The sequence below is a fragment of the Mumia xiangluensis genome, assembly GCF_010994095.1.
In the GTDB taxonomy this organism is placed as follows: domain Bacteria; phylum Actinomycetota; class Actinomycetes; order Propionibacteriales; family Nocardioidaceae; genus Mumia; species Mumia xiangluensis.
This window is the reverse complement of sequence record NZ_WJYO01000004.1, coordinates 41,433-55,614: the sequence shown is the minus strand read 5'-3', so window position 1 is coordinate 55,614 and position 14,182 is coordinate 41,433. Positions and strand designations below refer to the sequence as shown.

General features: G+C 73.4%; 12 protein-coding genes. 4 read left to right on the top strand and 8 right to left on the bottom strand.

From position 1 onward, the window contains the following. Nucleotides 1-97 precede the first annotated feature (97 nt). Nucleotides 98-1,693 carry an alkaline phosphatase D family protein gene (locus GH747_RS13405; protein WP_149770124.1) on the top strand — a complete coding sequence of 532 codons (1,596 nt, stop codon included), beginning with the start codon at nt 98-100 and terminating at the stop codon, nt 1,691-1,693. Between the two features lie 16 nt (nt 1,694-1,709). After that, nucleotides 1,710-2,432, top strand: a complete 723-nt coding sequence (locus GH747_RS13400; RefSeq protein ID WP_149770123.1) for a dienelactone hydrolase family protein — start codon at nt 1,710-1,712, stop codon at nt 2,430-2,432. Nucleotides 2,433-2,441: 9 nt separating this feature from the next. Here GH747_RS13400 and GH747_RS13395 read toward each other — a convergent pair whose 3' ends face one another. The 3 genes from GH747_RS13395 to GH747_RS13385 are packed head-to-tail and all read right to left on the bottom strand — an operon-like array spanning nt 2,442 to nt 5,564. Then, entirely contained in the window at nt 2,442-3,059 is a 618-nt protein-coding gene (locus tag GH747_RS13395; RefSeq protein WP_149770122.1) for a TMEM175 family protein, read from the bottom strand. 19 nt (nt 3,060-3,078) lie between these two features. Continuing rightward, nucleotides 3,079-3,963 carry a diacylglycerol/lipid kinase family protein gene (locus tag GH747_RS13390; RefSeq protein ID WP_149770121.1) on the bottom strand — a complete coding sequence of 295 codons (885 nt, stop codon included), beginning with the start codon at nt 3,961-3,963 and terminating at the stop codon, nt 3,079-3,081. Next, complete coding sequence (locus tag GH747_RS13385) at nt 3,960-5,564, bottom strand: FAD-binding oxidoreductase (RefSeq protein ID WP_149770120.1); 1,605 nt, start codon at nt 5,562-5,564, stop codon at nt 3,960-3,962. Before GH747_RS13385 ends, GH747_RS13390 begins: the two co-directional genes overlap by 4 nt. 49 nt (nt 5,565-5,613) lie before the next feature. Between GH747_RS13385 and GH747_RS13380 the strand changes: the two genes are divergently transcribed. Both GH747_RS13380 and GH747_RS13375 read left to right on the top strand, forming a co-directional pair. Continuing rightward, the gene (locus tag GH747_RS13380) at nt 5,614-6,276 is read left to right on the top strand and encodes a TetR/AcrR family transcriptional regulator (RefSeq protein WP_149770119.1); all 663 of its coding nucleotides are present in this window, start codon (nt 5,614-5,616) and stop codon (nt 6,274-6,276) included. A gap of 4 nt (nt 6,277-6,280) precedes the next feature. Further along, nucleotides 6,281-7,810 carry a glycerol-3-phosphate dehydrogenase/oxidase gene (locus tag GH747_RS13375; protein ID WP_149770118.1) on the top strand — a complete coding sequence of 510 codons (1,530 nt, stop codon included), beginning with the start codon at nt 6,281-6,283 and terminating at the stop codon, nt 7,808-7,810. On the opposite strand, the gene cds1 is transcribed toward GH747_RS13375, so the two are convergent. The 5 genes from cds1 to GH747_RS13350 all read right to left on the bottom strand — a co-directional run bounded on the left by cds1 (nt 7,800) and on the right by GH747_RS13350 (nt 14,115). Beyond that, a complete protein-coding gene (cds1, locus tag GH747_RS13370; RefSeq protein ID WP_276208363.1) occupies nt 7,800-8,849 on the bottom strand; it encodes an L-cysteine desulfhydrase Cds1 in 1,050 nt (349 codons plus the stop codon). The genes GH747_RS13375 and cds1 overlap by 11 nt on opposite strands. Nucleotides 8,850-8,888: 39 nt before the next feature. Then, on the bottom strand, nt 8,889-9,155 hold the full coding sequence (locus tag GH747_RS13365) for a DUF4229 domain-containing protein (RefSeq protein ID WP_163695614.1): 267 nt from the start codon (nt 9,153-9,155) through the stop codon (nt 8,889-8,891). 35 nt (nt 9,156-9,190) lie between these two features. After that, a complete protein-coding gene (locus tag GH747_RS13360) occupies nt 9,191-10,810 on the bottom strand; it encodes a serine/threonine-protein kinase (protein ID WP_149770116.1) in 1,620 nt (539 codons plus the stop codon). Between the two features lie 111 nt (nt 10,811-10,921). Beyond that, a complete protein-coding gene (locus tag GH747_RS13355; protein ID WP_149770115.1) occupies nt 10,922-13,354 on the bottom strand; it encodes an ABC transporter permease in 2,433 nt (810 codons plus the stop codon). Further along, the gene (locus GH747_RS13350) at nt 13,354-14,115 is read right to left on the bottom strand and encodes an ABC transporter ATP-binding protein (RefSeq protein WP_149770114.1); all 762 of its coding nucleotides are present in this window, start codon (nt 14,113-14,115) and stop codon (nt 13,354-13,356) included. The genes GH747_RS13355 and GH747_RS13350 overlap by 1 nt, the downstream gene beginning before the upstream one ends. Nucleotides 14,116-14,182: the final 67 nt, after the last annotated feature.

The window sequence follows — 14,182 nt, the reverse complement described above, 5'->3', positions numbered from 1 at the left end:
TACGAGCCCGGAGTCCGTTGCGCGGATCGCCAGGACGTCGCCAGACCCTCACCTCGGTGTCACCGTCCGTTCGCCGCGGGTCGCCAGCGTGGGAGGCATGACTGAGACCTCACCCGACCCCCGAGTCGGCCGCCGTACCCTGCTCCGCGGTGCCGCCGTCGTCGGCGCCGGCGCCGTCGTCCTCGGCTCCGGTGCCGCATCCGCCGCCACCGGCCGTACGACCGCCGCCGCGCCCGCGTTCGTCCGCGGCGGGCGCCCGATCCTCACCCACGGCGTCCAGGCCGGCGACGTCCTCACCCGCGAGGCGACGCTGTGGTCGCGCGCGGACCGCCCGTCCCGTCTGGTCGCCGAGATCTCGCGCGACCGGTCGTTCCGCAGGGCCGTCACCGTGCGCGGACCCGTCGTGACTCCCGACACCGACCTCACCGGCCAGCTCACCGTGCGCGGGCTCCCGTCCGGCACCGACCTCCACTACCGCATCCGCGCGGTCGACCTGCGCGACCCGCGGCGCTCCAGCGCCCCCGAGACGGGACGCCTGCGTACGGCGTCGCAGCGCCGCGACGACATCCGGTTCCAGTGGTCCGGCGACATCGCCGGCCAGGGGTGGGGCGTCAACCCCGCGTACGGCGGCTTCCGCATCGTCGACGCGATGGCCCGCCGCGACCCGGACTTCTTCCTGTCCAGCGGCGACAACGTGTACGCCGACGGCCCGGTCGCCGAGACGGTGACGCTGCCCGGCGGCACGCTCTGGCGCAACCTCGTCATCGAGGAGAAGACGAAGGTCGCCGAGACGCTCGACGAGTTCCGCGGACAGTTCAAGTACAACCTGCTGGCCGACAACTGGCGCAGCTACCTGGCGAGCACGCCGGTGGTGACCCAGTGGGACGACCACGAGGTCACGAACAACTGGTACCCGGGCGAGCTCCTCACCGACGCCCGCTACACCGAGAAGAGCGTCGACGTGCTCGCCGCACGGGGCAGGCAGGCCTTCCACGAGTACATCCCCGTGGCCCCGATCTCGCCCGACCCCGACGGCCGGATCTACCGGGTGCTGCACCTCGGACCGCTGCTCGACGTCTTCGTGCTCGACATGCGAACCCACAAGGACCCGAACACCGCGAGCTCCGAGACCGAGCGCGACGGGGGTGTCCTCGGGCACGCGCAGACCCGGTGGCTGATCCGCGAGCTCCAGCGGTCGCGGGCGACGTGGAAGGTGATCGCGGCCGACCTCCCCATCGGGCTCGTGGTCCCTGACGGACCGCTGCAGGAGGGCATCGCCCAGGGTGACCCGGGTGCGCCGCTGGGTCGCGAGCTGGACATCGCACCGGTGCTCACCGCGTTGAAGCGCGCAGGGATCCGCAACCACGTCTGGCTCACGGCGGACGTCCACTACACCGCCGCACACCACTACTCGCCCGACCGCGCGGCGTACCAGGACTTCGACCAGTTCTGGGAGTTCGTCTCCGGGCCGCTCAACGCCGGCGCGTTCGGACCGAACGCGCTGGACGCCACCTTCGGGCCGAAGGCGGAGTTCGTCGCGGCCCCGCCGCGCGCGAACACCTCACCGGCGGAAGGCTTCCAGTTCTTCGGCGAGGTCGAGATCGACGGACGCTCCGAGGAGCTCACCGTCACGCTCCGCGACGTCGACGGCGCCGCTCTGTTCACGAAGACCCTGGTGCCGCACCGCCGCTAGGCCCTAACGTGACGCCATGCCTGAGGTCGACCTGAGCCGCAGCGGCGCTCGCGACACGTCCCGGACCCTGCGCGGCTACCTGGCCGAGCCGTCCACCCCCGGCCCCTGGCCGGGGGTGGTGCTCGTCCACGAGGCGTTCGGCCTCGTGCCGACGATGCGCCGTCACGCGGACCGCCTCGCCGAGATGGGGTACGCGACGCTGGCTGTCGATCTGTACAGCGACGGCGGAGCACGGCGGTGCCTCGTCGCGACCACGCGCGCCTTCGCGTCCGGCAAGGGCCGCGCCTTCGCCGACATCGACGCCGCACGCCGGTGGCTGATCGAGCGGGAGATCACCAACGGCAAGGTGGGTGTCATCGGCTTCTGCCTCGGCGGCGGGTTCGCCATCCTCGTCGCCGGGCACGGCGACTTCGATGCCGCCGCCGTCAACTACGGGGTGATCCCGAAGGGCCTCGACGACGCGGTCGTGGGCTCGTGCCCGGTCGTCGCGTCGTACGGCAGCGAGGACCGCGTGGTCCGCCGCGGGGCCGAGCGGCTGGAGGCGGCGCTGGCTCGGGCCGACGTCGACCACGACGTCACCGTCTACGCCGGCGCGGGGCACTCCTTCCTCAACGAGGAGGAGGACGGACCTCGGATCCTTCGCCCGATCACGCGCGTCGCGGGCATCGGTCCCGACCCCGACGCCGCCGGGCAGGCGTGGGAGCGGATCGGCGCGTTCTTCGACAAGCACCTGCGCTGACGGGGACCGTCAGGCGGCCGCCCGCCGGCGCGACGCGCGTACGCGTTCGATCGGTGCCTGGAGCAGGAGGATCAGCAACGGGTAGGCACCGAGGTCGGGGAAGAGCAGCACGACGACGAGCACGACGACCAGCAGGACGACCGTGACCACGCCGGACGGCGCCGACCGCCTCCACGCGCCGTCGGCGTCGCTGTCGACGAGCAGCTCCGGATGGCCACGCCCCCACCAGCCGGTGGTCACCAGGGCGAGGACGGCGACGAGCAGCGACAGCACGTAGGTCGCGACGGCCCCCTCGAGGTCCTCCCGAGCGGCGATCAGCTGGGTGGTGAAGGGCAGCAGCACGATCGTCAGCAGCCACACGAAGTGCGTCGCGACGAGCACGCGGTCGTACGTCGCGAAGTGTTCCATCAGCGCGTGGTGGTCGCGCCAGAGCACCCAGATCACGACGAAGCTGATCGCGAAGCCGACGAACGCGTCGTCGTGGTCGCGCACGAGCTCCGCGACGCTCGACGCCCCTTCGGTGTCGGTGACGATCTCGACCAGCGGCAGGACGAGGAGCGTCAGCGCGATCGCGACGACGGCGTCGCTGAACGCGAGGAGCCGGTCGAGCCCGTGTGAGGACCGCATGGCGACCAGTGTCGCCCGATCAGGCGGGTACGACGAGCCGCAACGCCTTCGGGAGCAGCCGCACCGTGACCGGGAGGGACCCGATCTCGTCGCCGTCGAGACCCAGCGGGACCGGTCGGTCGGTCGCGATCGTCACGCTGGTCGTACGAAGGACCTCGACCGCGTCGCGCTCGACGTGGCGGCCGGTCTTGGCCTCCTTCATGTACGCCGCCATGTTGCGGCGGCCGAGTCCGTCCGTGCGGGCGATCAGCACGTCGATCAGACCGTCGTCGACCTCCGCCGACGGGACGATCTTGAGCCCGTGGCCGTACCCGCCGGAGTTGGCGGCGATGACGCTGTGCGCACGCACGGTACGGGTGCCGTGGTCGGTCGTCAGGGTGAACGTGGGCGCGCGCCACGTGATCATCGCGAGCGGGCCCGCCGCGCGGTAGACGAACACCGGTGGGAGGCGGCGCATCCGGTTGATCAGCTGCGTCGCCCGCGAGTCCACTCCCACGTACACGTTGCCCGGGATGACGACCCCGTTCGCGTCCATCACGTCGACAGCGCGGACGTGTCCCCCGAGCAGGACGCCGGCCACCCCGTCGGGGTCGTCGGGGATCCCGACCTTGTGGGCGAAGTCGTTGCCGCGGCCACCGGGCACGATCGCCATCGTCCCGCCGCCGGCCACGACACCGCCGGCGACGTCGCGGACCATCCCGTCGCCGCCGACCGCGACCACGATCCGTCCGGCCCGCGCCAGCTCGGCGGCGGCCCTGGCAGCGTGCTCCGCGCTCTCGGTGACCACGGTCTCCACGTCGGCGCCGGCGTCGCGCAGCCGCGCGGACACCGCCGCCCAGGTCTGCGGGGCGTGGCGCTGCCCGGAGATCGGGTTCACCAGCGCGGTGAACGCAGCCGTGGTCACCGCGCCACCAGGACGCCGGGGTTGAGCACACCGGCAGGATCGAGCGTCGCCTTCACAGCGCGCAGGATATCCACACCGAGCGGCCCGATCTCCTCCTCGTAGGTGTCACGATGGTCCGTGCCGACGCCGTGGTGGTGGGAGATCGCGGCGCCCGCGGTGCGAATCGCGGCGTTGGCGGCCGCCTTCGCGACGGCCCACTGCGCGAGGGCGTCCTCGCCCTGCGCGCACGCGACCGTGAAGTAGAGCGACGCTCCCGTCTCGTACACGTGCGAGATGTGGCAGAGCACGATCGCGGGAGTGCCCTGCGTCCCGAGCGCGGTCTGGATCGCCTCGGTCACGGCGGTCTTGAGACGACTGACGTTCGACCACCAGGTGACGGTCTCCAGCGTCTCGACGAAGGCGCCGGCGTCGAGCAGCGGGTCGCGCAGGTACGGCCCGTGGAACCGGCCGGTCCGCCACTTCTCCCCCGCCTCGGTCCCGGCGGAGACGCCGCCGCACTCCTCGAGGACTGCCGTCGCCGCCGCACGCCGCGACTCGACCTCGTCGGTGCCGCCCTCGTAGCCGACGATGGCCAGGCAGCCCGACGCCTCGCCGGTGGGCCCGCCGGACGGGTCGGACAGGTTGATCGCGGTCTCGGCCTCGTCGGACAGGCGCAGGACCGTCGGCAGCGGGCCGTCCTGGACGAGCCGTCGGAGGGCCTCCTCCCCGGCCTCGAACGAGGGGAACCGCCACCCCTCGAAGACGCGGGCGGTCGGCACCGGCCGCACCCGGACGGTGACCGACGTGATCACCCCGAGCACCCCCTCCGAGCCGAGGACGAGCTGGCGCAGGTCAGGGCCGGCGGCGGACTTCGGGGCCGTCCCGATCTCGAGCGTGCCCCGCGGGGTCGCGAGGACCAGGCCGACGACCATGTCGTCGAAGCGCCCGTAGCCGGCCGAGGACTGACCGGCCGAGCGCGCGGCAGCGTACCCGCCGATCGAGGCGCCCTCGTACGACTGCGGGAAGTGCCCGAGCGTGAAGCCCTCGGCATTCAGCAGCTCCTCGGCGCGAGGACCGCGCATCCCCGCCTCCAGCGTCGCCGTACGCGACACCTCGTCGAGCGCGACCAGCGCGTCGAGACGGCCGACGTCGAGCGCGACCACCCCCCGGAAGCCGTCGCGCTCCGGTGCGAGACCGCCGACGACCGAGGTGCCGCCCGCGTACGGGACGACGGCGACGCGCGCGTCGGAGCACAGCTGCAGGACCGCGACGACCTCGTCGTGCGTGCGAGGGCGTACGACGAGGTCGGGCGCGTCGCTCGCGTCGCCGGCCCGCAGCTTGAGGATGTCGGGCGTCGACCATCCGCGGGTGTGCCGGAGGCGGTCGACGGCGGCGTCGCTGACGTGCTCGGCGCCGACCGCGGCGGCCAGCGCCGTACGGGCCTCGTCGGGCACGGCGACGTCGGCGAGTGCGACGTCCTGCGGGGCGACGGGCGCCTGCCCCGGTCGGATGCCGAGCGCGTCGAGCGCGGCCTGCGTCGCGGCGGGGAGCGTGATGGCGTGCTCCGGGTTGCCCCACCGGTCCGGCGCGAAGTCCACCACCGGGACGTCCGTCTCCGACATGTCGACTCTCCGTTCTTCACCTGCGTTGTCGTGTACAGTTGAACACATCATGCCCAAACGTTTCAATGGTGGGGGTTCCGAGCTCCAGCGGCTCCGCGCCCGGCCGGCCGACGCCGGCAACGCCATCCCCGAGGACCACATCCTCGACGCCGCCGCCGACGGACTGGTCGAGCACGGCCTCGACCGCCTCACGATGGCCGACATCGCGGCCCGCGCGGGCGTGGCCCGCGCGACGCTCTACCGGCGGTGGGAGAACGTACGCTCCGTCGTCGCCGCGCTGCTCACCCGCGAGTGGGTCGCCGTCATCGCCGAGGCGAACCGCGAGGAGATCGCAGTCGGCCGCGACCGGCTCGTGGACGCCGTCGTCCGCACCGCGGCCATGATCCGCGTCCACCCGGTCCAGAAGGCGGTCGTCGAGTCCGACCCGGAGTTCCTCGTCCCCTACGTCTTCCAGCGGATGGGCCGCACCAGCACGCACGTGATCCAGGTCCTCGAGAACGGCATCCGCGAGGGACACGCCGACGGCTCGATCCGCCCGCTCGACGTCGCGCTCCAGGCGCGTACGGTCCTCCTGCTCGCGTGGTCGTTCACCATCACCGCCCCGATGCTGACGGGCTCGACCGACACTCCCGGACCGACCCTCGACGAGCTCGACGGCCAGCTGGCCGAAGCCCTCGACCGCTACCTCGCCCCCGAAGCCCCCCAGGACTGACGCGATGCCCGCACCCTCCTCGTCCCTCAACGCCGCTCGCCGCGCGCGCGACCTCGACACCCTCGCCTCCGGCGGCGTCGTCGACGTGCTCGTCGTCGGAGGTGGCGTCACCGGCACGGGTGTCGCGCTCGACGCGGCGGCTCGCGGGCTGTCCGTCGTGCTCGTCGACAAGCACGACCTGGCCTTCGGGACGAGCCGGTGGAGCTCCAAGCTCGTCCACGGAGGGCTCCGCTACCTCGCGACCGGCGACGTCGGTGTCGCCTACGAGAGCGCACGCGAGCGCGGCATCCTCATCGAGCGCACGGCCCCGCACCTGGTCAGGGCCCTTCCCAACGTCTTCCCGCTGACCGAGTCGGTCTCCGCGAGGACGGCAGCACTGATCCGCGTCGGGCACCTCGCCGGCGACACGCTGCGGCGAGCGGCCGGCACCCCGGGCACGATCCTGCCGCGGTCCCGGCGCATCTCCGGCATGGAGGTCCGCCGCTACGCCCCCGCCGTGCGCGCCGACGGGCTCCGCGGCGGCCTCGTGTTCTGGGACGGACAGCTCGTCGACGACGTCCGTCTCGTCGTGGCGCTCGCGCGTACGGCGGCGTCGCTCGGCGCACGGATCCTGACCCGGACGACGGCCGTCGACGTCACCGGGTCCGGCGCCGTGCTGCGCGACGAGCTCACCGGCTCCACCTTCCAGCTGGACGCCCGCGCCGTCGTGAACGCCGCCGGGGTGTGGGCCGGCACGGTCGCCGACGGCATCACCATGCGCCCGAGCCGCGGCACCCACCTCGTACTGCGTGACGAGACCCTCGGAGGACTGACCGGGGCGCTCAACCTGCCTGTCCCCGGGACCTCGTCACGCTTCCTCCTGGTCCTCCCGGCCGGAGACGGCCGCGTCTACGTCGGCCTCACCGACGAGGAGGTGAGCGGCGAGATCCCGGACGTCCCGACAGCGAGCGAGGACGAGATCACGTTCCTCCTCGAGACGGTGTCGCTCTCGCTGCAACGACCCCTCACCCGCGACGACGTGATCGGCACGTTCTCGGGTCTGCGTCCGCTGCTGGACGCCGGCGAGGGCGAGACGTCCGACCTGTCCCGCAAGCACGTCGTGCTCACCGGTGACGACGGTCTGGTCAGCGTGGTCGGCGGCAAGCTGACCACCTACCGGCGCATGGCCGAGGACGCCGTCGACGCGGCCCTGGCCGCGGCCGGGCTCGACGCAGGCCCGTGCCGTACGGCGTCCCTGCCGCTGGTCGGCGCCGCGAGCCGGGCATCGCTCGGTGCGGTCGCCGCACCCCCGAGGCTCGTCGCCCGGTACGGCACCGAGGCCACCGACGTCGTCGCCGAGGCCGCCGGAGATCCCGCGATGCTCCAGCCGATCGCACCCCACGTGCCGACCGTGCCCGCCGAGCTGCGCTTCGCCGTGCGCCACGAGGGCGCGCTCGACGTCGACGACCTGCTCGACCGCCGTACGCGCACCGGGCTGGTCGCCGCCGACCGCGAGCTCGCCGTGCCGTACGCCGAGGCCGCCCTCAGCCGGTGAAGCGGCCGGTGTCCTCGTACTCGGCCAGCACAGCCTCGTACGGCGCGAGGCCGAGGCCGTGGAGCTCGAGCCACTCGTCGTCGTAGTAGGTCGTCGCGTAGCGGTCACCGGAGTCGCACAGCAGCGTGACGACGCTGCCGTCCTGACCGGCTGCGCGCATCCGCTCGATCACGGTCAGGGCACCCCAGAGGTTCGTGCCGGTCGACGGGCCCACGCTGCGCCCCAGCCTGCGGGTGCACCAGCGCATCGCCGCGACCGACGCCGCGTCCGGGACCCGGAGCATGTCGTCGATGACGCCGCCGACGAACGACGGCTCGACGCGCGGACGACCGATGCCCTCGATGCGTGACGGCTGGCCGGTCGTGTAGTCGGACGTGTCCAGGTCCCAGCCGTCGAGGAAGGCCGAGTTCTCGGGGTCGGCGACCATCACCTGGGTCGCGTGGCGCTGGTAGCGGACGTAGCGTCCGATCGTCGCCGACGTTCCCCCGGTGCCCGCGCTGACGACGATCCACGTCGGGACGGGGTGCCGCTCCTTGGCCAGCTGGGCGAACACGGACTCCGCGATGTTGTTGTTGCCGCGCCAGTCCGTCGCACGCTCGGCATAGGTGAACTGGTCCATGTAGTGCCCGCCGCAGTCGGCCGCCAGCCGCGCTGCCTCGGCGTACACGTCCGGAGCGCGGTCGACGAAGTGGCAGCGGCCGCCGTACCACTCGATCAGCCGGATCTTGGCGGCACTGGTGCTGCGCGGCATGACCGCGACGAACGGGACGCCGATGAGGCGGGCGAAGTACGCCTCACTGACGGCGGTCGACCCGCTGGACGCCTCGACGATGGTGGTGCCGGGTCCGATCCAGCCGTTGCACAGCGCGTACAGGAACAGCGAGCGCGCGAGCCGGTGCTTCAACGACCCGGTCGGGTGGACGGACTCGTCCTTCAGGTACAGCTCGATCCCAGGGGCTCCCGGGAGAGGGAACACGTGGAGGTGGGTGTCAGCGCTCCGGTTGGCGTCGGCGTCGACCCGGCGCACGGCTTCGTCCACCCAGGCACGGTGCTGCGGAGTCGAGCGAGGCACGAGGCGTCAGTCCACGTCCTCGGCGCTGCGGGCGGCCTCGTACCGCGCGTGCATCTTGTCAGCGCGTGCCTTCATCGACATCGCCACCTCGTCGCGCATGCGGCCCAGCAGGATGAACGAGGCGACCGCGGAGATCGCCAGCGCGATGAGCGCGATCCACAGACCGGTCACCGAGTTCCACTCGAGCCAGATCGACGACACCAGGCCGACGACGACGAACGCCACGAGGAAGAAACCGAGCCGGGCGAGGGTGTAGCGAAGGAACGGACTCACCCTTCGAGGGTACCCGGCCTGTCGCTGCGGGGCCCCTACGGACCGGCGACCGTGGGCTCCGTCGGCGGGGGCAGCGCGTTCCCGTCGTCCGTCGGCTCCGTCGTGGGAGGAGTGGTCGCCGTCGTGGGAGGAGTCGTCGGCTCGGTCGTGGGCTCGGTGGTCGGCTCCGTCGTGGGCTCGGTGGTGGGCTCCGTCGTGGGCTCGGTGGTCGGCTCCGTGGTCGGCTCCGTCGTCGGTGTGGTGGCCGTGTCCGTCGGCTCGGTCGTGTCCGTCGTCGTCACCGTGGTCGGCTCGGACTCCGTCGGGGTCGTGACCGTGGGCGTGGGGGTGTCCACCGGGTCGGTCGGGTCCTCCACGCTCGCGAGCACGAGCCACACAGCGGCGACGGCCGCCAGCGTCACCAGCGCCACGACGATCCACGGCGCCCGCCTCGCCCACGGGGAGGGTTCGGAGGAGGCCGCCGCGACGCCACCCTCGGTCGGGTCGTCGGTGCCAGGTGTCCCGGCGCCAGGCGTGGCGGCCAGAGCGTCGTCTGCGACGGTCTCGGACGCGGGTGTCTCGGCGGCGACGGTCTCCGCTGCGACGGTCTCCGCTGCGACGGTCTCGGCTGCCGACGCGGTGTCCTCGCCGCCGGCCTGCGCTGCCTGTGCTGCATCGGCACCGAGCACGCCTGCAGCGGCCCCCGCAGCGACGGCACCCGCAGCGGCGACCGGCGACGCGACGGTGGGATCGTCCTCGACCGGCGTGCCTCCGACGACCGTGGCGTCGCCCTCCGGGTCCGGGACCGCGACGCCTGCGGCCGTCAGCGCCGCCGCGACGTCGCCCCCGTCGCGCACGGCCCGCAGCGCCGCCGCCGCGCCCGCGGCGTCGGGGCGTTCGTCGGGCTCGCGTCGCGTCATCGCCCCGAGGGCGAGCGCCCAGCCGGTCCCGAGGTCGGCGGGGATGCGAGGAGGCCGGTGGAGGCGCGCCGACAGGGTCTCGACGCGGCTGCCCGGGAAGGCTTCCTCGCCGGTGAGCGCCTCGAGCAGCACAAGCCCCAACGCGTAGATGTCGGCGCGCGGGCCGACCTCGTCCAGCACGGCCTGCTCGGGGCTCAGGTAGCGCGCCGTGCCGACGAGCAGGTCGGGGGACGTGAGCCGGGTCCCCTCGAGATAGCGGGAGACGCCGAAGTCGGTGAGCTTCACCTGGTACGAGCCGTCGCCCTGCTCGACGAGCATCGCGTTGGAGGGCTTGATGTCGCGGTGGACGACCCCCGCCTCGTGGATCGCCGCGAGCGCGTCGGCGAGCTGCGCGCCGAGGTCGGCGACCACCCGCGGCTCCAGCGGACCGTCCACGAGCACGCGGCTCAGGGTCTTGCCGGGCACGAACTCCATCACGAGGTGCGGGTCGTCCCCGCTCGGCTGCACGTCGAAGACCATCACGACGCCGGGGTGCGACACCCCGGCCCCGATCTTGGCCTCCATCTCGTGGCGGCGCAGGGCGTCGTCGAACTCGACGCCGGCCTCGGCCCGCATCATCTTCACCGCGACCGTGCGTCCGAGCACCTCGTCACGGGCCCGGTAGACGTCGGCCATGCCGCCTCGCCCGACGAGCGCCAACAAGCGGTAGCGCCCGTCGACGAGCTCACCGACCCGGTCGTTCGCCGACTCCGACATCGAGCGCGGACCGCCTCTCCTCGTTCGGAGGCCATCGTCGCGCGACGATGGCCTCCTCCATTGTGAAGGGTCGACGGGCACGAGGCGAACACGCTGCGGTTCCGGCCGCGGTCAGAGCATGGCGATCCCCTCGGCGGGCGCGACCCGCGTCGCCCTGCGCGCGGGCAGGACCGACGCGAGGAGCCCCGTGGCGGTCGCGGCGACGAGCACCACGGCCACCTGGAACCACGGCACCGTGAAGCTCAGGTCGTCGATCAGGCCCTCCGTCAGCGCACGGACGCCCAGCCAGGCGAACACCCCTCCCAGGGCTGTGCCGAGCACCGCCGCCACCCCCGCCATCAGCAGCGCCTCGGCTGCCATCGTGCCGCGAAGCCCTCGCCGCGTGAGCCCGAGCGCCCGCAGCAGGGCGTTCTCGCGCGACCGCTCCAGGACCGACAGGCTCAGCGTCCCCGCCATGCCGATCACGGCGATGAGGACCGCGACGGCGAGCAGCCCGACCGTGACCGCGAGCATGACGTCCATCTGGAGGGTGATCCAGGAGCGCTGCGAGAGGCTCCCGGCGACGGCAGCACCGGCAGGCTCTGCGATGGCCGCCGCGTCCGCGAGGACCTCGTCGCCGCTCGCCCCGTCGGCACCGCGCACCCACACCGCGCGCGGCTCGACGGAGGCCCCGAGATCGGCGAGGACGCCCGGCGCGACCAGCGCTACCTCTCCGAGCGACCCGCCCCACCGGGGTCGTACGGCGACCTCGCCCGCCGCCGTACGCAGGTGCGACGACGCCCCGAACGACAGGTCGAGCGCGTCAGCCAGCTCGCCACCGACCACGAGCTCCCCGGAGCGCGGCAGCGCGGCGTCGCCGTGGAGGATGCCCGCCGCAGCGGGCCCGACCTCGAGCACGAGGACCTCGTGCCCGTCCATCTCGACCTCGGCCCCTGGCAGGGTGGCGACGGAGCCGACCCCGTCGATGTCCGCGACGCGTGCCTCGATCCCGTCGGCGAGCGGCTCCTCGGTCGCGACCACCGCCGCATCGAGGGCGTAGTCGCGGTCGAGCTCACGGTCGACCGTCGTCCGCAGCGACGCCGTGCCGACCACCACCATGGTGATGAGGGTGACGCCGATCAGGAGCGCGGTCGCCGTCGACGCCGTACGGCGCGGGTTGCGGACGACGTTCGCCGACGCGAGCCTGCCGGCGACCCCCGTGGCGGCGACGGCCGGGCCCACGAGCCGCAGCACGGCGGGCACCAGCAGCGGGGCGAGCACCACCACGCCGAGGAACGCCGCCATGCCTCCGGCGAGTCCGACGGGCAGGAGGTCTCCGGTCCCGACGACGAGCCCGGCCGCGCCGAGCCCGACCAGCGCGACACCGGAGACGACGCGGATCCGACCCGGCCTCCCGCTCAGCCCTGTCGTCTCGTGCGGGCGGAGGGCTTCGAGCGGAGCCAGCCGAGAGACCCTGCGGACGGGCAGCACGGTCGCACCGACCGCGGCCAGCACGCCGATGACGAACGGAACCGCCACCCCCGCCGGCGTCAGCGCCACCGCGCCGAGCGCCACCCCGGAGTCCGACGCCTTCAGCGCCGCCACGGCGACGTGGCCGAGGCCCCAGCCGAGCAGCACGCCGGCCAGCGCCGCGGTGGCGCCGAGGACCGCCGACTCGGTCCGGAGCGCGCGGACGATCTGGCGACGCGTCGCACCGACGCAGCGCAGCAGCGCCAGCTCACGACGACGCTGCGTGAGGACGATGGTGATGGTGTTGGCGATGACCAGGGTGCCCACGAAGGCCGCGATCGCCGCGAACACCAGCACCAGCCGCTGGAGGACGTCCACGTCCTTGGTCGCGTCCAGGATCCGTGCGTCGACCCACGCGTCGCGGTCCGCCACCGGGTGCGGCCCGTCCGCGCTCGCAGCGGCGTCGAGCGCGGACGCGACGGCGTCCTCGTCGGCACCCGAGGCCGTGCGGACCGAGACGTCGGAGGGAATCAGCGCGTCGCCGAGCCGAGCCGCGACGGCCTCGGACACGTACACCGACGCGCCGAGCGTGCCGCCCGGGCTCGCGGAGAACCCGCTGACCACGACCTGCTCTCCCGCCACCGAGACCGAGTCACCGAGCGCGACGCCGTACCGGTCCGCGCTCGACTGCGCGATCAGCGCCTCGTCGGGCGTGCCCGGCGCCGTACCCTCGACGACCTCCTGCCAGCGCAGAGCCTCGTCGGACGCGAGCGTGCCGACGCTCATCATCCGCTCCCCGGTTCCCGCGGCCACGTCGGCATAGCCCGACGCGTTCACGACCGCCGCCGCGACACCGTCGACCTCACGGACCCTCTCGCCGACCTCGCCGGCCGTCGCGCGGTCGTCCGACGACACGTCGACGACGAGGTCGGCGCCGGCGTACTGCGCGACGACGTCGGCACGCAGACCCTCACGTGCCGCGCCGCTGAGCGCGTTCACCGCCACCATGAACGCGACCGCCATCACGATCGCTGCGGCGGCCGTCACGTACCGCCGGGCATGGGCTCGCAGCGAGCCCCACAGGACGGTACGCATCAGCCACCCAGCCCGGTGATCGCACCGACGACGTCCTCGGCGCTCGGGCGCTCGAGGGTCCCGGCAAGCTTCCCGTCGCGCAGCAGCACCACACGGTCGGCGTACGCGGCCGCCACCGGCTCGTGGGTCACCATCACGACCGTCTGGCCGAGCTCGTCGACCGACCGGCGGAGGAAGCCCAGCACCTCGCTGCTCGAGCGGCTGTCGAGGTTGCCGGTGGGCTCGTCGGCGAACACCACGTCGGGCGACGCCAGCAGCGCTCGCGCGATCGCCACGCGCTGCTGCTGACCGCCGGACAGCTCGGACGGGCGGTGCGTGAGCCGGTCCGCGAGACCCAGGACGTCGACGAGGGTGTCGAGACGCTGCCAGTCGGGCTCTGCGCCGGCGAGTTCGAGGGGAAGGAGGATGTTCTGCCGCGCCGTGAGCGTCGGCAGCAGGTTGAACGCCTGGAACACGAAGCCCACGTGCTCGCGCCGGAACCGCGTGAGCGCGGTGTCGTCGAGATCGGCAAGCGACACACCGGCGACCTCGACCGAGCCCGACGTCGGCGAGTCCAGGCCCGCGAGGCAGTGCATCAGGGTGGACTTGCCGGAGCCGGACGGCCCCATGATCGCGGTCAGCCGGGCGCCTTCGACGTCGAGGTCGACGCCGTCGAGCGCACGGACCTCCGCGTGCCCCCGGCCGTACGTCTTGGTCAGGGCACGGGTCCGGGCGGCGGTGGCGACGGTGGCGGGCGGGCCGGTCAAGGAGGAAGGGATCATGCCCGCAACGCTAGGAAGAACAGCCCCTCGGTGGCATCGGCCCGCGGACCGGTCTCGCGGCCGCGAC